General features: G+C 66.6%; 20 protein-coding genes and 2 pseudogenes. 12 read left to right on the forward strand and 10 right to left on the reverse strand.

The genetic code is table 11. The annotated features are described in order from the left end of the window. The 3 genes and pseudogenes from VGH68_RS09525 to VGH68_RS09535 all read left to right on the forward strand — a co-directional run. Positions 1 to 199, forward strand: a pseudogene (locus VGH68_RS09525) (ribonucleotide-diphosphate reductase subunit beta); the annotation flags it as partial. A gap of 86 nt (positions 200 to 285) precedes the next feature. Then, positions 286 to 601 (forward strand): annotated as a pseudogene (locus VGH68_RS09530) (hypothetical protein). A 33-nt stretch (positions 602 to 634) separates the two neighbouring features. Further along, positions 635 to 1267 (forward strand): histone H1-like repetitive region-containing protein, encoded by a 633-nt coding sequence (locus tag VGH68_RS09535; RefSeq protein WP_331603341.1) that lies wholly within the window; start codon positions 635 to 637, stop codon positions 1265 to 1267. Positions 1268 to 1632: 365 nt separating this feature from the next. Here the strand turns inward: VGH68_RS09535 and VGH68_RS09540 are convergent, their stop codons facing one another. From VGH68_RS09540 to VGH68_RS09585, 10 genes are all read right to left on the reverse strand, one after another. Continuing rightward, positions 1633 to 2109: a hypothetical protein gene (locus VGH68_RS09540; RefSeq protein ID WP_331603342.1), complete on the reverse strand. Its 477-nt coding sequence runs from the start codon at positions 2107 to 2109 to the stop codon at positions 1633 to 1635. Between the two features lie 25 nt (positions 2110 to 2134). Next, complete coding sequence (locus VGH68_RS09545) at positions 2135 to 3073, reverse strand: carbohydrate kinase family protein (protein ID WP_331603343.1); 939 nt, start codon at positions 3071 to 3073, stop codon at positions 2135 to 2137. Between the two features lie 93 nt (positions 3074 to 3166). Beyond that, the gene (gene tpx, locus VGH68_RS09550) at positions 3167 to 3667 is read right to left on the reverse strand and encodes a thiol peroxidase (protein ID WP_331603344.1); all 501 of its coding nucleotides are present in this window, start codon (positions 3665 to 3667) and stop codon (positions 3167 to 3169) included. 80 nt (positions 3668 to 3747) lie between these two features. After that, the gene (locus VGH68_RS09555) at positions 3748 to 5232 is read right to left on the reverse strand and encodes a zinc-ribbon and DUF3426 domain-containing protein (protein ID WP_331603345.1); all 1485 of its coding nucleotides are present in this window, start codon (positions 5230 to 5232) and stop codon (positions 3748 to 3750) included. Positions 5233 to 5279: 47 nt separating this feature from the next. Beyond that, positions 5280 to 6182 (reverse strand): 50S ribosomal protein L11 methyltransferase, encoded by a 903-nt coding sequence (prmA, locus tag VGH68_RS09560; protein ID WP_331603346.1) that lies wholly within the window; start codon positions 6180 to 6182, stop codon positions 5280 to 5282. A 3-nt stretch (positions 6183 to 6185) separates the two neighbouring features. After that, positions 6186 to 7550 carry an acetyl-CoA carboxylase biotin carboxylase subunit gene (gene accC, locus VGH68_RS09565; RefSeq protein ID WP_331603347.1) on the reverse strand — a complete coding sequence of 455 codons (1365 nt, stop codon included), beginning with the start codon at positions 7548 to 7550 and terminating at the stop codon, positions 6186 to 6188. 116 nt (positions 7551 to 7666) lie between these two features. Then, positions 7667 to 8128: an acetyl-CoA carboxylase biotin carboxyl carrier protein gene (gene accB, locus VGH68_RS09570; protein ID WP_331603348.1), complete on the reverse strand. Its 462-nt coding sequence runs from the start codon at positions 8126 to 8128 to the stop codon at positions 7667 to 7669. Between the two features lie 77 nt (positions 8129 to 8205). Continuing rightward, positions 8206 to 8661, reverse strand: coding sequence for a type II 3-dehydroquinate dehydratase (aroQ, locus tag VGH68_RS09575; protein WP_331603350.1), 456 nt, complete (start codon positions 8659 to 8661; stop codon positions 8206 to 8208). Positions 8662 to 8869: 208 nt separating this feature from the next. Then, positions 8870 to 9418 carry a TlpA disulfide reductase family protein gene (locus VGH68_RS09580; protein WP_331603351.1) on the reverse strand — a complete coding sequence of 183 codons (549 nt, stop codon included), beginning with the start codon at positions 9416 to 9418 and terminating at the stop codon, positions 8870 to 8872. Between the two features lie 19 nt (positions 9419 to 9437). Beyond that, a complete protein-coding gene (locus VGH68_RS09585) occupies positions 9438 to 10091 on the reverse strand; it encodes a UDP-N-acetylmuramate--alanine ligase (RefSeq protein ID WP_331603352.1) in 654 nt (217 codons plus the stop codon). 177 nt (positions 10092 to 10268) lie between these two features. On the opposite strand from VGH68_RS09585, the gene mpl reads away from it, so the two are divergent. The 9 genes from mpl to VGH68_RS09630 all read left to right on the forward strand — a co-directional run bounded on the left by mpl (position 10269) and on the right by VGH68_RS09630 (position 20459). Then, positions 10269 to 11663, forward strand: a complete 1395-nt coding sequence (mpl, locus tag VGH68_RS09590; RefSeq protein ID WP_331603353.1) for a UDP-N-acetylmuramate:L-alanyl-gamma-D-glutamyl-meso-diaminopimelate ligase — start codon at positions 10269 to 10271, stop codon at positions 11661 to 11663. Beyond that, positions 11660 to 12286 carry a YqiA/YcfP family alpha/beta fold hydrolase gene (locus tag VGH68_RS09595; RefSeq protein ID WP_331603354.1) on the forward strand — a complete coding sequence of 209 codons (627 nt, stop codon included), beginning with the start codon at positions 11660 to 11662 and terminating at the stop codon, positions 12284 to 12286. Before mpl ends, VGH68_RS09595 begins: the two co-directional genes overlap by 4 nt. Positions 12287 to 12511: 225 nt before the next feature. Next, entirely contained in the window at positions 12512 to 14695 is a 2184-nt protein-coding gene (locus tag VGH68_RS09600) for a ribonuclease catalytic domain-containing protein (protein WP_331603367.1), read from the forward strand. Next, positions 14692 to 15579, forward strand: a complete 888-nt coding sequence (aroE, locus tag VGH68_RS09605; protein WP_414696918.1) for a shikimate dehydrogenase — start codon at positions 14692 to 14694, stop codon at positions 15577 to 15579. Before VGH68_RS09600 ends, aroE begins: the two co-directional genes overlap by 4 nt. 63 nt (positions 15580 to 15642) lie before the next feature. Next, positions 15643 to 16377 (forward strand): monofunctional biosynthetic peptidoglycan transglycosylase, encoded by a 735-nt coding sequence (gene mtgA / locus VGH68_RS09610; protein WP_331603355.1) that lies wholly within the window; start codon positions 15643 to 15645, stop codon positions 16375 to 16377. Between the two features lie 430 nt (positions 16378 to 16807). Then, positions 16808 to 17833: an IclR family transcriptional regulator gene (locus VGH68_RS09615; RefSeq protein WP_331603357.1), complete on the forward strand. Its 1026-nt coding sequence runs from the start codon at positions 16808 to 16810 to the stop codon at positions 17831 to 17833. Continuing rightward, positions 17830 to 18954, forward strand: coding sequence for a 2-dehydro-3-deoxygalactonokinase (locus tag VGH68_RS09620; protein ID WP_331603358.1), 1125 nt, complete (start codon positions 17830 to 17832; stop codon positions 18952 to 18954). The genes VGH68_RS09615 and VGH68_RS09620 overlap by 4 nt, the downstream gene beginning before the upstream one ends. 45 nt (positions 18955 to 18999) lie before the next feature. Further along, positions 19000 to 19686, forward strand: a complete 687-nt coding sequence (locus VGH68_RS09625; RefSeq protein WP_331603359.1) for a 2-dehydro-3-deoxy-6-phosphogalactonate aldolase — start codon at positions 19000 to 19002, stop codon at positions 19684 to 19686. After that, positions 19683 to 20459: an SDR family oxidoreductase gene (locus VGH68_RS09630; RefSeq protein WP_331603360.1), complete on the forward strand. Its 777-nt coding sequence runs from the start codon at positions 19683 to 19685 to the stop codon at positions 20457 to 20459. The genes VGH68_RS09625 and VGH68_RS09630 overlap by 4 nt, the downstream gene beginning before the upstream one ends. The last annotated feature ends 44 nt before the right edge of the window (positions 20460 to 20503 follow it).

Raw genomic sequence — 20503 nt, forward strand, 5'->3', positions numbered from 1 at the left:
CAACGCGTCGATGTTCAAGAGCTATCTGCGCTTCATCTGCAACCGCCGTTGCCAGCAGATCGGTCTCGATCCGCTGTACCCGAACGAGGAAAACCCGTTCCCGTGGATGAGCGAGATGATCGACCTGAAGAAGGAACGCAATTTCTTCGAAACGCGAGTGATCGAATATCAGACTGGCGGCGCGCTGTCCTGGGAGTAAGCCGGACGCGTGTCGCGGATGTATTCATTGATGGGATGCCGCCGGCTTGTGGCGGCGGCAGCCTGGGTTAGGAGCAGAACGGCCTGATGCAAAGCGTGCCCGGTGCCTTGACGGCCCACAAACATGACAGGCACTTTGCGGACCCTTCAGTGGGATGGGCAAACTTCCCCCCGGAAAAAGCCGCTGGCGTGATCGCCGGCGGCCCGATCAAGCAATTGCCGGCGTCGCCAGTCGACGCCGACCAGATCTGGCGCGCGGTGCCTCGGGGCACCGCGCGCCTTACCGCATTCATTAGCGTAAGCGCGTTGCACCAGCGTACGCCGATGAATAGCCCGCTTCGTAGCGCGCGCCGTGAAAGGCGTCCCGCGGGAAGCGGGTTTTGACGAAGGGTGTGAAGTTTGAACTGACTCATCTAAAAACCTGAAGGAGAAAATGATGGCAACTGCAAAGAAGGCCGCGGCCAAGAAGACCGCAGCAAAGAAGACCGCAGCAAAGAAGGCCGCTCCGGCTAAGAAAGCCGCTCCGGCCAAGAAGGTCGCTGCGAAGAAGGTCGCAGTGAAGAAGGTTGCGGCGAAGAAGGTTGCAGCGAAGAAGGTTGCAGCCAAGAAGGCGCCGGCGAAGAAGGTAGCGGCGAAGAAGGCGGCACCGGCGAAGAAGGCTGCGGCGAAGAAGGTTGCAGCCAAGAAGGCGCCGGCGAAGAAGACTGCGGCGAAGAAGGCGGCACCGGCGAAGAAGGCCGCTGCCAAGAAGGCTGCGCCTGCGAAGAAGGCTGCCGCGAAGAAAGCTGCACCTGCGAAGAAGGCTGCCGCGAAGAAGGCTGCGCCTGCGAAGAAGGCTGCCGCGAAGAAAGCCGCACCTGCGAAGAAGGCTGCCGCGAAGAAGGCCGCTGCGCCTGCGAAGAAGGCCGCCGCGCCTGCGAAGAAGGCTGCGCCTGCGAAGAAGGCTGTTGCCAAGAAGGCTGCTCCTGCGCCGGCTGCTCCTGCTGTCTCGAGCGCACCGGCGGCGACGGTGAAGACCGCGCTGAACCCGGCAGCCGCATGGCCGTTTCCGACGGGCAGCCGTCCGTAAGCAGTAACAGTACTTCGGCGCATCGACAGATGTGTCTGATGACCGGGGCGTGCTCGAGCTGTGAGCGAGCCACCCGGTCAATGTCCCGTTGCCGGTTTCCGGTAGCGGGCTTTTTTTTGCCCGGCGCGAGTGGCGATGGCGGGACGCGTGAGCGGTGACGCAGCGACGCTCGGTTCACGCCGGCGCGCACACGAATATCAGGTGGACGAAAAACGCGTGGCCGAAAAACGCGTGAACGAAAAAACACGCATGGACCCGTGAGGGCGCATGCGTGTCGAGGTCGTCGTCGCGGCGCGGAAGGAGAACGACGCGCGGCCGCGCGAGAGGGGAAATCCGTGGGTGGCTTGGGTGTCCGCTAGTGTCCGTTAGTGGGTTACGCGCGTGACGCCGCCGCTCGACAGAAGCCGGACGCGATCGCCGGCGCGGAATACCTCGCCGGTGGTAGTCTGGGTGATCGCGCGCATGTCGCCGTTGTCGAGCCGCACGGTAATCTCGAGGCCGTCGCGCATGGCCACCCTGTTTTCGACCGCGTTGCCGGCGACCCCGCCGCCAATGCCGCCGACGATACCGGTGGCGACCGAGCCGCGGCCGCCGCCGATCGTGCTGCCCGCCAGCGCGCCGAGCGCCGCGCCACCGAGTGCGCCGACGCCGCTCGGCTGGCCGTTGTTCGAGCTGATGCGCACCGCGCGTACGCTATCCACGGTGCCCATGCGAACCGTCTGTTCACGCTGCGCCTGCGACGCGGTGAAAACGTCGGGCGAACTGCTGTTGACCGCGCAGCCCGACAGGGCCAGTGAACCGGCGATCAGTGTGGCGACGATCAGGCGACTCGTTGTGCTCATTCCAAAACTCCCATAGCTCGCGATATCACGGCAGGTCGTATCCGAAGGCCTGCTTGAACCGCTCGTTGATCTCCGCCCGGCTGGGCGCATAGTTTTGAGGGCCTTGCTGCTCGATTTTCATTGCGCCCATCAAACTGGCGAGCCGGCCGGTAGTCGCCCAGCGGAGCCCGTTCTCGATACCGTACAGCAAGCCGCCGCGAAATGCATCGCCGCAACCGGTGGGATCGAGAACCTGCTTTGCCTTGACCGCCGGAATGTCTTCGACGCCGTCGCCGTGATAGATCTGTGCTCCGTTTTCACCGAGCGTGATGATGAGCGCGTCGACCTTGCTGGCGATGTCTTCGGTCGACCAGCCGGTCTTGTTGCTCACCAGCCTGGCCTCGTAGTCGTTGACCGCCACATAGGTAGCAAGTTCAATCATGCGCCGGAGCGTCTCGCCGTCGAAGAGCGGCAATCCCTGGCCCGGATCGAAGATGAACGGCACGCCTGCGGCGGCCAACTGGTCGGCGTGCTGGACCATGCCGTCGTAGCCGTCCGGCGCGACGATGCCGAGCGTGATGCCTGCTACATCGTCCGCGCGATTCCGGTGCGATTGCATCATCGCGCCCGGGTGGAACGCGGTGATCTGATTGTTCTCGAGGTCGGTGGTGATCATCGCCTGCGCCGAGTAGGCATCCGGCACGACGAGCACGTTTTGCGTCGACAGGCCGAGCTGCGCGAGCCGGTCCAGATAGAGCTGCGCGTCGATGGCGCCGATCGCGCCCATGATGCGCGCGTCGCCGCCCAGCAGATTCAGCGCATAGGCGATGTTGCCTGCGCAGCCGCCGAACTCGCGGCGCATGGTCGGCACCAGGAAGCTCACGTTCAGGATGTGGACCTGCTCCGGCAGGATGTGCTCCCGAAAGCGGCCTTCGAAGGTCATGATGTTGTCGTAGGCGAGCGAGCCGCAGATGAGCGTAGCCAAGGCGGGCGTTCCTGTGAAAAAGCGATGGGAAGAGGCGCAACGATACGACAACGCCGCGCGTGAAGGCGCGGCGCCGGCTCGTGCGCGCGAGACTTACTTCAGCGCGGCGAGCGCTGCGTCGTAGTTCGGTTCGTTCTTGATTTCGCCGACCAGCTCGGCGTGCACGACCTTGTCGTTCTCGTCGATCACGACGACCGCGCGCGCCGTCAGCCCGGTCAGTGGGCCGCTCGTCACGTCGACGCCATACGCTTGCGCGAATTCATGGCCGCGGAAGGTCGACGCCGTTACGACGTTCTCGATGCCTTCGGTCGTGCAGAAGCGCGACGCGGCGAACGGCAGGTCGCCGGAGACGACGATCACGGCCGTGTTGGTGAGCTTCGCGGCGGCTTCGTTGAACTTGCGGGTCGAGGTTGCGCAGGTCGGCGTGTCGAGGCTCGGGACGATGTTGAGCACCTTGCGCTTGCCGGCGAAGTCGGCGAGCGACAGCGGCTTCAGGTCCTTGCCGACCAGCGAGAACTCGGCGGCCTTCTGGCCCACCGACGGGAACGTGCCGCTTACTTCGATCGGGTTGCCACCCAGTGTGACTTGGCTCATTGTTGTGCTCCGAAATTGCGTCGGTGACGACAGCGAAACCGACAGTGAAACGCCGCTCGCAGGCGGGCGTCAGGGGTGAGTTACGGATAAAAAATCTGCACGCGAAAATTCGACGCGACCGCTGTCCCGGTATCGAGATGCACGATCATCGTCTGCGTCGCGTGCGCGGGCAGGCCGGCCGCGATCACGGTGCCGGGCGGCACGTAGTCCTGCGGCCACAGCACGCGCCGCACCGCGACGTTGTTCTGATCGTCGAGCAGGGTGAGTTCGATCGCCGGGTAGGCGAGCGCGATGTTCAGGCGGTTGTGCAGCGGCATCTTCAGCTCGAGCTTGTGCGGGCCGTCGACCTGCCGCAGATCGGATGGCTCGACGAGCAGTCCGTCGATGTCGTGCGGCGGGCTCAGCTGACAACCGAGAAACGCACAGGCCTTCGCGTACAGGATCTGCGAGCGCGGCAACGCGACTTGCACGGCTTCGCGCTGCCACCACGCGAGCTGCGCAAGCAGTGCGATGACGAGCAGTGCCGCGAGCACCGCGCCGGCCGCGAGCCAACCGACCGGCCGCGCTTCGGCGGCACGTGTCTCGCGCGTGATCGGGAATGGATCGGTGCCGTCGTGGACGGGGCGGACCGAGAACGGTTCGCCGCTCGATGGGGCAGGTGCTGGGCCGCCGGGCGGCCGTGGGCCAGCTGGGCCGCCGGGGCCACCGATGCCCGAGCCGCCGGCCGCTGCGCCGAAGCCGGCAGCGGCGCCTGCGCCGAAGCGGGTCGACGCCGCACCGGCCGTGCCGAAGCGGGGCTCGTTATCGGGGATGCCATGCAGACTCGCCGGCTCGCGCAGTGCGGAGTCGTCCACAGTGGACGACCCCGCGCGTTCGGTCTTGTGCCACACGCGCGGGCCCTCGTCGGCGGCCGCCGGGGCGACAGCAGCGGCAGCGGCCGGCGCGGGCGATGCGGCGGAAGCCTCTGCGGAGGAGACTGCTGGCGCCCCGGCAACGCTGGGCGGCTCGTCCGGTGGATAAGCGAATGGTTCGAGCGGCGCGTCCGCCAGCGTCGGTTCGTGATCGGCGGGCAATGGGGTGGTGAAGCCGCCGGCGCGCAATTCAGGCTCGGTCGCCGCGCGCGGCAGGGGCGCGGCAGCCGGTGTCCCGTGGCTGCCACCTGCGGGAAGCGGCGCAAGCGGTATGCTGGCCGCGCTGTCGTGCAGACGATCGTCGAGCGTGGTGCCCGATGCGCTGCGAGACGTATTAGCCGAGGTCTTATCGGCGCTGTAGCCTGGCGCGCTACCCGAGGGGCGAGTCGCAGCAGGCGCCCACGGATTCCCCGCGTCGGGGCTGAAACCGGGGATGTTTTGCCGCTCGCCCGAGAGCGCTTCGATCGCCGCCGCGGCGGCCACCGGTTTGGCCTTCGAAAAATCGCCACCTTCGCTGACGTCGAACAGGCTGCTCGACGCGTCGAAGACTTCCTGGCAGTGCCCGCAACGCACGAGACCGCGGCGCTGCGCAAGCTGCGCCGGTTGCAGGCTGAAAACAGTTTCACAGAAGGGACAACGCGTCGCCAGGAGCATATTGAACTGTTAAGCCGGGGGCCGTTGGTTGGACGATACGCTTTATTCTAATGGCTTTCGCGGCGCGTTCCTGTCAGGCACACCCAACCTTCGTGTTCGCGCCATACGCCGATGTCGATCCAGCGCGCGTAGACCTGCGCCACCTCGTCGGCCTGGCGAGCGAGAATGCCCGACAGCGCGATGCGTCCACCCGGTTTAACCTTCGACGCGAGCATCGACGCCATCAGCTTCAGCGGATTGGACAGGATGTTCGCGACCACCACGTCGAATGCGCCGGCCGGACATGCGTCGGGCAGGCCGTAGGTCACGTCGGCGCGATTGCGCTCGCTGTTGTGGCGCGCCGATTCGACTGCTTGCGGATCGATATCGATGCCGACCACCGGATTCGCACCGCACTTGTTCGCGAGAATCGCGAGAATGCCGGAGCCGCAGCCGTAGTCGAGCACCGACTGGCCAGCCCGCACCGATTGCTCGATCCACTCCATGCACAGGCGCGTGGTCGGGTGGCTGCCGGTGCCGAACGCGAGGCCCGGATCCAGCTCCAGCACCAACGCGCCCGGGTCTGGCGCGTCGTGCCACGACGGCACGACCCAGATGCGCTCGCCAATCTGGATCGGATCGAACTGCGATTGCGTGAGCCGAACCCAGTCCTGTTCCTCGACGTCGCGCACGGTATAGGCCGGCGCGCTGTCGAGTCCGATTTCATTCGCCGCTGCGATCAGCAGCAGCGCCGGGTCGTGTTCCGGCGCGAGCAGCGCGATCACGCGCGAACGTTGCCACGCGTTGCGATCCGGCGTGAGACCGGGTTCGCCGAAGAGCGGCTGCTCATCGGGCGTGTCGGCGTCGGCGTCTTCGACCGATACGGACAGCGCGCCCAGCTCGAGCAGCGCGTCGGAGAATGGCTCCGCATGCTCGCGCGCCACTTCGGCGACCAGTTCCCGATAGCTCATGACTCAGGCTTCTTCGCCGACCTGCTGACGCGCGGCCAGCCGGTTTTCGAGGTAGTGAATGCTGGTGCCGCCTTCGACGAACTTCGCATCGAGCATCAGCTCGCGGTGCAGCGGGATGTTGGTCTGAATCCCTTCGACCACCATCTCCGAGAGCGCGATGCGCATCCGCTTGATCGCCTGTTCGCGCGTCGCGCCATAAGCGATCAGCTTGCCGATCATCGAATCGTAGTTCGGGGGTACGAAATAGCCGTTGTACGCATGCGAGTCGACCCGGATGCCGGGGCCCCCCGGCATATGCCAGGAGGTCAGGCGCCCCGGCGACGGCGTGAATTTGAACGGATCTTCGGCGTTGATCCGGCATTCGATCGCATGGCCGCGGAACTGGATGTCGCGCTGACGGAACGTGAGCTTCTCGCCGGCCGCGATGCGGATCTGCTCCTGCACGATGTCGACACCGGTGATCAGTTCGGTCACCGGATGCTCGACCTGCACGCGCGTGTTCATCTCGATGAAGTAGAACTCGCCGTTTTCATACAGAAACTCGAAGGTGCCCGCGCCGAGGTAGCCCATCTTCTTGCACGCATCCGCGCAACGATCGCCGATACGGTCGATCAGACGGCGGGCGATGCCCGGCGCCGGCGCTTCTTCGATCACCTTCTGGTGGCGGCGCTGCATCGAGCAGTCGCGCTCGCCGAGCCACACTGCGTTCCTGAACGAGTCGGCGAGCACCTGGATCTCGATGTGGCGCGGGTTCTCGAGGAACTTCTCCATATAGACCTGCGGGTTGCCGAACGCGCGGCCGGCTTCCTCGCGGGTCATGTTCACCGCGTTCACCAGCGCTGCTTCCGTGTGGACCACGCGCATGCCGCGGCCACCGCCGCCGCCGGCCGCCTTGATGATGACCGGATAGCCGACCTGGCGGGCAATCTTCACGATCTCTTTGGGATCGTCCGGCAACGCGCCTTCCGAACCCGGCACGCACGGCACGCCGGTCTTGATCATGGTCTGCTTGGCCGTGACCTTGTCGCCCATCATGCGGATGGTTTCGGGGCGCGGCCCGATGAAGGTGAAGCCGGACTGCTCGACGCGCTCGGCGAAGTCGGCGTTCTCCGACAGGAAGCCGTAGCCAGGGTGGATCGCTTCGGCGTCGGTTACTTCCGCCGCGCTGATCAGCGCCGGCATGTTCAGATAGCTCAGATTGGACGGGGCCGGGCCGATGCAAACCGCCTCGTCGGCGAGCTTCACGTACTTGGCTTCCTTGTCGGCTTCCGAATAGACGACGACCGTCTTGACGCCGAGTTCGCGGCACGCACGCTGGATACGAAGCGCGATCTCGCCACGATTGGCAATGAGGATTTTTTCAAACATAGCGGGTTTTCGACTCATCAATGGGCGCGGGGTCGGTCACGACACCGGCTGCCGCAGAGGATCGGTCGCGCGCCTCGGGATGAACGGCGCGCGGGCGGCGAACACTGGGTGCCGCGTTAGCCGACCACGAACAGCGGTTGGCCGTATTCGACGGCCTGGCCGTTTTCGACGAGGATTTCCTTGACCACGCCGGACTTGTCCGACTCGATCTCGTTGAGCAGCTTCATCGCTTCGATGATGCAGATGGTCTGGCCTTCCTTCACCGTGTCGCCGACCTGCACGAACGGATCGGCGCCCGGCGACGGCGCACGGTAGAACGTGCCGACCATCGGCGAGGTCACGACATGACCCTGCGGCGCGGCGGCGGCCGGTGCTGCTGGTGCGCTGGCGGCTTCGCCGGCGGCGGCCGGAGCCGCTTGCTGGAATTGCGGCGCGGCGTAAGTGGCGGACGGTTGCACGTAAACCGGCGGCGCATTCTTGACGATGCGGACCTTGCCTTCGCCCTCGGTCACTTCGAGTTCGGAGATACCGGACTCGGAGACGAGGTCGATCAGAGTTTTGAGTTTACGTAGATCCATCAGGTTGCCCCTTTCAATGCGTAGTGTGCCGGCGTGTGCAGTCGTGCAGTAGCCGGCTCAATTGGACGTGTTTGGATTCAGCCGCGCGACGAGTCGGCCGTGAGCCGGTCGAGCGCGAATTCGAGCGCGTACAGATAGCCCTTCCAGCCGAGGCCGCAAATCACGCCTTCGGCCTGGTCGGAGAAATACGAGTGATGCCGGAACGATTCGCGGCGATGCACGTTCGACAGATGTATCTCGACGAACGGGATGCCGACTCCCGCGAGCGCGTCGCGAATCGCTACGCTCGTGTGCGTGTAAGCGGCGGGGTTGATCAGAATGAAATCGGTCTTTTCGCTGCGGGCGGCCTGGATGCGGTCGACCAGCGCGCCTTCGTGATTGCTCTGAAACGACGCGAACTCGGCGCCTGCGTCGGCGGCGCGGTCAGCAAGCGCCCGATCGATCTGCGGCAAGGTCACACGGCCGTAGACCTCGGGTTCCCGGGTGCCGAGAAGGTTGAGGTTAGGTCCGTGCAGTACCAGCAGTCGCGTCATGGTCGCTTCTTTTTCCGTGGAATTGCGCGCACTTTAGCGCCGATTAGAGAAACTTGTCTAGTTTCGCGCGCGTACGCGGCAGCGGCTGGCGCGGGCGGGCCCGTCACGGATAACGCTTCTTCGCTCAAATTCGCGGAAACGGCGCGCATTTGTGCTCGTAGCGCGCGGAATGTGGCGCAAAACGAAGCCAACGGGGAAGATTGGAAATTTACAGCGTATCGAGGGTGTGTCTGAGCGCTGCGGGGTCGATCTGGCCCAATTTTGTCGAGCGAATGTTGCCTTTTGCGTCGATCACGACGGTAAACGGCAAACCGCCCGCATTGTTGCCGAACGTGCGGGCGAGGTCGGCGCCGCCGAAGCCCGTCACGTAGATCGGGTAGGCCACCTTGACCTTCTGCAGGAAGGTCCGGATGTTCTTTTCGGAGTCGACACCGAGCCCGACAAACTGGATTCCCTTGTTCGCATAATCGCGCTGAATCTGCGACAGCTCGGGCATTTCCTCGACGCATGGCCCGCACCACGACGCCCAGAAGTTCACGACGATCGGGCGCCCCTTGAGCAGACTGAGCGACTGCGGCTTGCCGTCGACGCTCGTGACCGGCGCCGCCCACAACTGCTGCACCGCGCCTTGATGCGTGTCGGGTTGCGCTGCGTAAGCGGCGTCGGAATCGCGAGTGAGCCAGTGATTGGCCAGCACCCCGCCGCCCGCGGCCGCCAGCGCGACGACCGCGCCCGCCAGAATCCGTCTCGTGTTCATCGTGACCTGTTCGATTTGTTTAGTTGGCGACGGAAGTGACTTCGCCGCCGTCGAGCAGCGCCTGCACTACCTGCAGATTGGCCCGCGCGGTACGACCGCGCGCGTCGGCGCGCACTGCGCCGCGCAAGTCGTCGGTTTCGTAGAGCGCGACGTGGATGCCGGCGGGCGCGGCGTCGCGCGGCTCGTCGGCCGGGCGCCACAGAAAGCTCAGCGTCTCGACGTAACCGCGGCCCGCGAAGTGCCGCGTTTCCGACACGTCGTACTGGATGTTCGCGTTCAGCATATAGATCGCGACTTCCTTCGGGTTATCGCAGAACACCTGCAGATGGATGTCCGAGTGCTCGCCGGCCGTGCCGCCGAGCACCGCGCCGGTCAGATAGGGGTTGAAGGGGGCGAGCCGTTCCATCCAGTCGAGCGCGATGCGGCGCAGCCGCCGCAGCACCGCGGGTTGGCTGTCGCCCTGAAAGAGCGACTGGTATTCGCGGATTTCCTCTTCAATCTGGTCGTTGTCGGGCAGCCATTCGCCGGCAACACGCGTCTCTCCGACAACTTGCCGGGCCGCTTTGCGCTTCGCCGTCGCGTAGTCCAGACCGTCTTCCGCGATCATGCGCGCAGCAGCAATGGCGATTTCCTCGCGCACGCGCTGCGGATCAAAATGTGATTTGCGAACCATCCGTCCATGATACTAGATCGAGGTTGGCGACGCCGTCCGGCGGCCGGGGGAGGCCGTACCCGAAGGGCGCCACGCGCGGCGTCGGTTACAATAAGCGTCCCTTTGCAGACGGCTGTCGGGCCGTCCTGCGGCTCTCCCATCCCTCGCAAAAAAGGCCCGCGCGGCACCACCAGGCTTATGCACATCCACATCCTCGGCATCTGCGGCACCTTCATGGGCGGTCTCGCAGTGCTCGCGCGCGGCGCGGGCCACACTGTGACCGGCTGTGACGCCGGCGTCTATCCGCCGATGAGCACGCAGCTCGAGGCGCAAGGCATCCGGCTGATCGAGGGTTACGACGCGGACCAGCTGAATGGCCTGAACGCGGATCTGTTCGTGATCGGCAACGTCGTCTCGCGCGGCAACCCGCTGATGGAGGCGATTCTCGACCGCGGCCTGCCGTATGTGTCCGGTCCTCAATGGCTCGGCGAGCACGTGCTGAACGGCAAATGGGTACTCGCTGTGGCCGGCACGCACGGCAAGACCACCACCAGCTCGATGCTGACCTGGCTGCTCGAGGACGCGGGCCTCAATCCCGGCTTTCTGATCGGCGGCGTGCCGTTAAATTTCGGCGTGTCCGCGCGGCTCACCGATTCGAGCTTCTTCGTGATCGAAGCCGACGAATACGACACCGCGTTCTTCGACAAGCGCTCGAAGTTCGTCCATTACCGCCCGAAAACGGCGGTGCTGAACAATCTCGAATTCGATCACGCCGACATCTTCCCCGATCTCGCCGCGATCGAAACGCAATTCCATCATCTGATCCGCACGGTGCCGAGGCTTGGCCGGGTGGTCACGAACGGCCGCGAGAATGCGCTCGAGCGCGTGCTGACGCGCGGCTGCTGGAGCGAAGTCGAGCGTTTCGGCGTGCAGGGCGGCTGGGAAGTGCAAGCGGCGGAGGAAGGCGTGCCGGTGGACGAACGCTTCGCGGTCTATCACAACGGTGAGCGTGCCGGTGTCGTCGACTGGCAGGTGCAGGGCGAGCACAACCGCATGAACGCGCTCGCCGCGATCGCCGCCGCGCGCCACGTCGGCGTGCCGCCTGCGCAGGCCGCGAAGTCGCTGACGGGTTTCCGTAACGTGAAGCGCCGCATGGAAGTGCGCGGCAGTGTCGACGGCGTGACCGTGTACGACGACTTCGCGCATCACCCGACTGCGATCGCAACCACGGTGGCCGGTTTGCGTGCGCGCGTCGGCCGCGACAACACGCGGATTCTCGCGGTGCTCGAACCACGCTCGAACACGATGAAGCTCGGCGTGATGAAGGCTCAACTGCCGGCCAGTCTCACCGACGCCGATCTGGTATTCGGCTACGGTGCGCCGAGCGGCCGCGACGCGCTTGGCTGGAACCTCGCCGAGGCGCTCGCGCCGCTTGGCGGGAAAGCGCAGGCTTTCGACCAGCTTGACGCGCTCGTCAAGGCCGTCGTCCACGCGGCGCGCCCCGGCGACCAGGTTCTGGTGATGAGCAACGGCGGCTTCGGCGGCGTGCATCAGAAGCTGCTCGACGCACTGTCCGCGCGAGGCGCGTCGTGATTCTCTACCTGCACGGTTTCCGTTCGTCGCCGAATTCATTCAAGGCGCGGCTGCTCGCCGCGCGTCTCGCCGAACTCGGGCGCAGCGACGAATGGTGCTGTCCGATGCTGCCGGTCTCGCCGTTCGAGACGATCGCGCTGGTCGAGTCGCTGGTCGGGAAGGCCGACGCGCGGGCTGGCAAAAACGCTGGCAATCCGCGCGTCACGGTGGTCGGCAGTTCGCTCGGCGGCTACTTCGCCACGCATCTTGCAGAAAAGCACGGCTGGCCGGCGGTGCTGCTGAACCCGGCGGTCGTGCCGCAGCGCGACCTGAGCGCCTATCTCGGCGAACAGCCGTTGTGGCATGGCGGCGGCAGCATCGTCGTCGAACCGCATCATCTGGATGAACTGCGCGCGCTCGGGGTCGCGTCGATTACGCGCCCCGAACGCTATTATGTGGTGGCCGCGACCGGCGACGAGGTGCTCGACTACCGCGAAATGCTCGCGCACTATCCGGGCGCGCGCACGACGTTGATCGAAGGCAGCGACCATGCGATCAGCGAATTCGCGCAGTACCTCGACGCGGTGCTGGCGTTTTGCGACGCGGACCATGTCGAGCCGCCCGCGCCGCGCGAAGCGGCCTGAGCCGGGCTGACGGAGTTCAGGCCGCTCGCGGCGTGCACACGCAGGACGCCGCGGCAAACGCTGCATCAACGCGCCGCCGCCAGTCACAGGATTCAACCCGCGGCGACGCGCTGAGCGCCGCGGCTTCATTATCACGAACATGTTGCCGTGCCGGGCACGCCGTGATCGATCGCTGAACAGGATCGGGCGCGCCGGTGGATGCAAGTCAGAACGAGAGTATTGAGTGTGAATGTTTTCTTCGAGGAATCGGGCAGTTTCAAGGCTGGCAGCGTGCTGTCGCGCCAGGGCGACGCGTTTCAGGTCGAGTTGCCGGGCGGCCGGCGCGCGAAGGTGCGTGGCAAGGACGTGCTGATCGAATTCGACAAACCGGGCGCGGCCGACCTGATGCAGCAGGCCGATGCGCTCGCGCAGGAGATCGACCTCGACTTCCTGTGGGAGTGCGCGCCTGAAGACGAATTCGCGTTCGCGTCGCTGGGCGCCGAGTACTTCGGCGACCGCTTCGGCGCGGTCGAGCGCGCTGCACTGGTGCTGCGCCTGCACGGCTCGCCGGTGTACTTCCGCCGCAAAGGCCGGGGCATGTATCAGCGCGCGCCCGAGGAGCAACTGAAGATGGCGCTCGCGGGCCTCGAGCGCAAGCGTCAGCAGGCGCTCGTGCAGGCGCAGTACGAAGAAGCGCTGAAGGAAGGCCGGCTGCCGGAAGCGTTCACGGGCGCAAAAGCGCTCGCGCTGCTCACGAAACCCGACAAGAACACAATCGAATACAAGGCGCTCGAAGGCGCCGCCGCCGCGCGCGGCATTTCGCAGGCGCGGCTGATGCTCGAATGCGGCGCGATCGCGTCGCCGCGCGCGCTGCACGAGGCGAAATTCCTTTCCGAATTCTTCCCGCACGGCACCGGCTTCCCGCCCGTCGCCGCCGCGAGCGTGCCCGACGATCTGCCGCAAGCGGATGTCGAAGCGTTCTCGATCGACGACGTGACCACCACCGAAATCGACGATGCGTTCTCGGTCGAGCATCTGGCCGACGGTCGCGTGCGCATCGGTGTGCACATCGCCGCGCCGGCGCTCGGTATCCAGCGTGGCGACGACGTCGATGCGATCGCGCGTGCGCGTCTGTCGACCGTCTATATGCCGGGCGACAAGATCACGATGCTGCCCGACAGCGTCGTCGAAACCTTCACGCTCGCCGAGGGTGGCTATCGGCCGGCTCTGTCGTTGTATGTGATCGTCAATCGCGAGACGCAGGACATCGTCGCGAGCGAAACGCGCGCCGAGCGCGTGTTCGTGAAGAGCAACCTGCGCCATAACACGCTCGACGAAGTCGTCACCGAAGCGGCACTCGCCGGGGGCACTGGCGAGTACCCGCATAAGGACGACATCGCGGTGCTGTGGCCGTTCGCGCAGGCGCTGTTCGAAAAGCGCCAGACCGCGCGCGCCGGCTACGGGCTGCGCCGCGAAGTGCAGCGCAACACCGACTTCAATTTCTACGTGGAAGGCGAGCACATCACGATCACGCCGCGCCGGCGCGGCTCGCCGCTCGACACGATCGTCGCCGAGCTGGCGATTCTCGCGAACTCGTCGTGGGGCGGGTTCCTGCACGATCACGGCGTGCCGGGCATCTACCGCACGCAGCGCGCATTCGGCACGCCGAGCGGCCCAAAGCGCACGCGCATGCAGACCAATGCGGCGCCGCACGAAGGCCTGGGCGTCACCCAGTACGCGTGGAGCACGTCGCCGCTGCGCCGCTACGTCGACCTCGTGAATCAGTGGCAACTGATCGCCTGCGTGCAGCATGGGGTGACCGCGAAGCTCGCCGCGCCGTTCAAGCCGAAAGACGCCGATCTGTTTGCGGTCGTGCAGGGCTTCGACGACACCTACACCGCGTATGCCGACTATCAGCGCCGCATGGAGTACTTCTGGTGCCTGCGCTGGCTCAAGCAGGAGAACCGCAAGCAGGTCGTCGCATCGGTGGTGAAGGACGACCTGGTGCGTCTCGAGGAAATTCCGTTGCTGCTGCATGTGCCGGGTCTCGGCGTGCATGCGCGCGGCACGCGCATGCTGATGGAAGTGATGTCGATCGACGAACTGACGATCGAAGCGTCGGTGCGTCTGCTGCACGTGCTCGACGCGCCGGCTGTGACGAGCGGCGCTGAAGCGCAAGCCGCGGACGACGGCGACGAAGAAGAACTGCTCGACGCCGCCGACGACAGCGCCGAAGGCGAAGCCGAGGCGCAGGCCGAAGCGGAGACCGATGGCAACGCCGATCGTGACGCCGATGGCGATCCCGCCGCGGCGAACGGTGACGCGGGCGCCACCCCCGAGGGCGATACCGATCGCAACGGGCAGTCCGACGCCGCGAGCGCGTCCGGCGACGAACAACCCGAACGGCCGATCACGGCGCCGGCAAGATGAGCGGCAACCTCAGCCGCAACCTGAGCGGCAACCGGGCACGCGAGCGCTACGCGGTCATCGGCAATCCGGTCGGCCATAGCAAGTCGCCGTTCATTCACGGCCGCTTCGCGGCGCAAACCGGCGAGCCGGTCGACTACGGTCACCTGCTTGCGCCGGTCGACGCATTCGTGCCGCACGTGCGCGCGTTCATCGAAGCGGGCGGGCGCGGTCTGAACGTGACCGTGCCGTTCAAGCTCGATGCGCACGCATTCGCGAACACGCTGTCGCCGCGCGCGGCGGCGGCCGGCGCGGTGAACACGTTGCGGGTCGATGCCGATGGCATCTATGGCGACAACACGGACGGCGTCGGCCTCGTGCGCGACATCGAGGTGAATCTCGGCGTGCCACTGAAGGGCGCGCGCATCCTGCTGCTGGGCGCGGGCGGCGCCGCGCGCGGCGTGGTGCTGCCGATGCTCGAGCGCGCGCCGCATTCGCTGACCATCGTCAACCGCACCGCGCAGAAGGCCGACGCGCTGGTCGACCAGTTCGCGCAGGCCGCGCGTGACGCGCACTGCCGTCTCGCTGGCGGCAGTGCGCGCGCAATCGATGCAGTGCCGTACGACGTGATCGTCAATGCGACCGCCGGCAGCCTCGATGCATCGTTGCCGGAATGCGACGAGCGCGCGTTCGGCAACGGCACGCTGGCCTACGACATGATGTACGGCGCGCATCCGACGGTCTTCATCGAGCACGCGGCGAAGCTCGGCGCGCGCGGCGCCGACGGCCTCGGCATGCTAGTCGAACAGGCGGCCGAATCGTTCTACGTGTGGCGCGGCGTGCGCCCGGACGGCGCGCCGGTGCTCGCGGAACTGCGCGCGCTGCTGAGCGCGCCGTCGCGCGCGTAACGCCCGCGTGTCGTTTCATCTCATCACCTTGCGGCATTCACCCATTCGAGGACTGGACGCACGATGACAGCGACGCGGCGGGCAGGCGGTTCGCGGGGCCGAGCCGGACCACTGCGTTGGCTCGTCTATCTGATCGCCGTGGCGGCGATCGCGTGGCTCGCGACCCAGGCGTTCTACTTCGCGCAGATCGCGCTGTGGAATGTCGTGAATCCGCGTTCGACTGCGTTCATGCGCTCGGACGCGTGGCGTCTGTCGCAGGATCGGCCGGGTTTGCCGGTGCAGCGCACGTGGGTGCCGTACGAGCAGATTTCGCGCAACCTGAAGCGCGCGATCATCGCGTCCGAAGACGCGAACTTCGTCAACAACAACGGCTACGAAACCGACGCGATCCTGCAGGCGTGGGAACGCAACAAGGCGAAAGGCCGGATCGTGCGCGGCGGCTCGACGATCAGCCAGCAGCTCGCGCGCAACCTGTTCCTGTCGCGCGAGAAGAGCTACATCCGCAAGGGCCAGGAGCTGATCATCACGTGGATGCTCGAAACGCTGATGGACAAGCAGCGGATCTTCGAGATTTATCTGAATTCGGTCGAGTGGGGCGACGGCGTGTACGGCGCCGAGGCGGCCGCGCAGTATTACTACAAGACCTCGGCCGCGAAACTCACCGCCGCGCAGTCGGCGCGGCTCGCGGTGATGCTGCCGCGCCCGCGATACTTCGACGAACACCGCAATTCGACGTATCTGACGCAGCGCGCGCGGGTGATCGCGCGGCGCATGGGGGCGGCCGAGTTGCCGGACTAGGTCCGCCCGCGCTGCCGGTGCCAGCCAGCCAGCCGTAATCTCGCAAATTTTCCCCATCGAAGCCCGCCGCGCGCGGGCATTTTTGTGTCCATTCGCACGGCAGTCGAACGTTCGACGGAGCCACGACGCGCGTCATCAAACGCTTGAGCGACCACTAAAATCCTATTATATGGACTCAACATTCACATATTGGTGATTCCGCAAAGTCGCCCTACAATCCACCCCAACACGCACCGCGAATCAGGGCGCCACGCCCTCGAACAACGCGACTAGCGACACAAAAAGAACCGGAGACGAGGCCAACCATGTCTGGCAGCCAGCCAAAGCAGCCGCGCGAGCGCGGCGACGCGATCATGCCTGCCGCGCGCATGTCCGAGTTCGTCCGCGGCCCCGCGCACGATGCGCAAAAACCATTCGAAAGCGAATCGCGATGAACAAAGCGATGCCGACTCACGAACTCAGCCCGGCGGATGCGGTCGAGGTGCCGAACCGGGACGCAAACACTGCGTCCGACAGCGCGTCCGGCAGCGGGCGGCGCGAAGCGATCACCGTCGCCGGCGCCGCTGCCCACCCCCCCGCAACCGCCCGGCCACCGCGCCCGGTCGCGCGCGCGGCGACCGTCGACGGACTCGGACTGCCGGTCACGCTGCTCGAGATCACGCCGCAACAAGCCGGCACGCAGACGCTGCTGCGCGGTCTCGCGATTCTCGAAGCAGCCGCCGCGGGCGTACGCGATCTGCGCAGCTTCGGCGCCGCGCTCGGCACCACGCGCAGCACCACGCACCGGCTCGTCAGCAGCCTCGTGCAGGCGCGTTATCTGCGCCAGGTGCAGGGCGGCTATCTGCTCGGCCCCAAGCTGATCGAACTCGGCACCATCGCGCTGGAACAGATGCCGCTGACGGCGGTCGCGCGTCCGCATCTGGAGTCGCTTGCCGAGCAGACGCTCGACACCATTCACCTCGGCGTGCGCGACGGCGACGACGTGCTGTACATCGACAAGATCCCCGGCACGCGCGGCCTCGAAATGCGCTCGCGCGTCGGCCACCGGATGCCGCTCGCGTCGACCGGCATCGGCAAGGCGATGATGCTCGACCTGCCGCCCGATGCGTGGCAGTCGCTGTTCGACGCGTCGCGCCGCGCGCTGGCCAGCGTGAGCTTCAAACCCGACAACCGCCCCGACGGGCCGACCTTCATGCAGCGCATGGCGAACTACGCGGCCGGCGGCTACACGTTCGACCTCGAAGAGAACGAGGCGGCGATCCGTTGCGTCGCGGCGCCGGTGCGCGACGCGTCCGGCGCGATCGTCGCGGCGCTGTCGGTCGCGAGCACGATTCCGTATATGCCGCTCGAACGCATGGATGAACTGATCACGGTCGTGCAGCGCGAGGCGCGCGCGATCTCGGAAGAACTCGGCTGGCGCGCTCCGCAACCGGCCACTCGCAGGATCAAGCGATGAAACAGGCGGGCACCGCCACGCTGGCGAATCCCCACGACGCCGCCGCTCCCGACGCGAGCGCGCAGGCCGGCGCAGCCGCCGCTGTCGACCTGACGAGCGCCGCGCTGATCGCGCTCGACTGGGGCACGACGTCGCTGCGCGCCTACCTGTTCGACGCGCACGGGCGCGTGCTGGCGACCCGCGCATCGACGGCCGGCATCATGAACCTGCCGCGCGGCGCGGCCGACGGCGGCTTCGACGCCGCGTTCGACGATGCATGCGGCGCATGGCTCGAGCCCGCGCGCGACCTGCCGGTGATCGCGGCGGGGATGGTCGGCAGCGCGCAGGGCTGGCTCGAGGCACCGTATGTCGACACGCCCGCGAATGCGGACGCGCTGGTGGCCGGCATCGTCCGCGTGAAGGCGGCGAATGGCGCGACGCTGCATATCGTGCCGGGCGTGCTGCAGCGCGGCGAGCTACCGAACGTGATGCGCGGCGAGGAGACGCAGATTTTCGGCGCGCTCAGCGAAGCTACGCCAGACGCAAGCGGCGCGCACGCCAGCAACGCCGTCGCCGGCGCCAGCACGCCCGCCGCCGCCCGCTCTTTGATCGGCCTGCCGGGCACGCACGCGAAATGGGCGGTCGTCGACGCGGTGCGGATCGAGCGCTTTCATACCTTCATGACCGGCGAGGTATTCGCCGCGCTGCGCGAGCACACGATCCTCGGCCGCACGATGGTCACACCCGATCGTCCGGATACCGGTGCCTTTTTGCGCGGCGTGAACATCTCGCGCGAAAAAGGTCAGGCGGGCCTGCTCGCGACCGTATTCAGCACGCGCACGCTCGGTCTGACCGGCGAACTGTCGAGCGAGGCGCAGCCCGATTACCTGTCGGGCCTGCTGATCGGCCACGAACTGACCGGGCTCGACGCGCTGCTCGCGCAGCAGCACAGCTCGCTCGCGCGGCAAAGCCTGCGGCTGATCGGCAACGACGCACTGTGCGAACGCTACCGCCTCGCGCTCGCGCAATTCGGCTGCCAGCAGGTGGAGCTGATCAAGCACGCAACCGAGCGCGGCCTGTGGCGCGTCGCCGTCGAAGCGGGGCTCGTCGCACCGTCCGCTCACGCGGCGCGCGCGGGCTGACCGACGGCCGTGCCGCCCAACATGCACAGGAACCAGGGAACCGACATGCAACCGCAACCACACATCAATCTGCCCGCACCGTACATGCCGCACGCGGCTCTGATCGCCGCGTTCGAAGCCTGTCCGCTGATTGCGATCCTGCGCGGCGTAACGCCCGCCGACGCGGCCGACCACGGTCAGGCGCTGTACGAAGCGGGATTTCGTATCGTCGAAGTGCCGCTGAATTCGCCGCAGCCGTTCGACAGCATCGCCGCGATCCGCAAGGTGCTGGCCGCCGACGCGATCGTCGGCGCGGGCACGGTGCTGCACCCGGCGTTCGTCGACGACGTGAAGGCGGCGGGCGGCGAACTGATCGTGATGCCGCATAGCGATCCGGAAGTCGTGCTCGCCGCGAAGGCACGCGGCCTCGCGTGCGCGCCGGGCGTCGCGACGCCGACCGAAGCGTTCATCGCGCTGAAGAATGGCGCCGACGTGCTGAAGATGTTCCCCGCCGAGCAGCTTGGCTGCCAGGTCGTGAAGGCATGGCGCGCGGTGATCGCCGCGCAGGTGCCGCTGGTGCCGGTCGGCGGGGTCACGCCGGACAACATGGGGCCGTTCCTCAGCGCCGGCGCGAACGGTTTCGGGCTCGGCTCGGCGTTGTACAAGCCGGGGCAGAGCGCGGCGGTGACCGCGTCGCATGCGAAGGCGTTCATCAACGGTTTGCGGATCGCCCGCGCGGGTGCGAAGAAATGAACCGGCTCGCCGGCAAGGCCGCGTTGATCACCGGCGCCGGGCGCGGCATCGGCGCGGCGATTGCGCTTGCGTTTGCGCGCGAGGGCGCGGCGCTCGTGCTGGCTGAACTGGATATCGATTCCGCACGGCGCACCGCCGCGCAGATCGAAAAAGAGACCGGTGCTCGGGTGCTCGCGATCGAGACCGACGTGACCCAGGCGGCCTCGGTGCGGCAGGCGGTGAGTGAAGGCGAACGCGCATTCGGCGCGCTCGACGTGCTGGTCAACAACGCGGGCATCAACGTGTTCTGCGATCCGCTCACGATGACCGACGCCGACTGGCGGCGCTGCTTCGCGGTCGACCTCGACGGCGTGTGGAACGGCTGCCGCGCGGTGCTGCCGGGGATGGTCGAACGCGGTGCGGGCGCGATCGTGAATATCGCGTCGACGCACGCATTCAAGATCATTCCGGGCTGCTTTCCGTACCCGGTCGCGAAGCACGGCGTGCTCGGCCTCACGCGCGCGCTCGGCATCGAATACGCGCCGCGCAACGTGCGCGTGAACGCGATCGCGCCGGGCTATATCGAAACGCAGTTGACGCACGACTGGTGGAACGAACAGGCCGATCCGGTCGCCGCGAAGCAGGCGACGCTCGACCTGCAGCCGATGAAGCGCATCGGCCGCCCGGAAGAAGTGGCGATGACGGCGGTGTTTCTCGCATCGGACGAGGCGCCGTTCATCAACGCCAGCTGTATCACCGTCGATGGCGGACGCTCGGCGCTGTATCACGACTGAGCGGCAACCCATCTGCGCCGGCCGGCTTGCCCGGCAGGCGCGAG

The organism is Paraburkholderia sp. (assembly GCF_036488505.1).
In the GTDB taxonomy this organism is placed as follows: Bacteria; Pseudomonadota; Gammaproteobacteria; order Burkholderiales; family Burkholderiaceae; genus Paraburkholderia.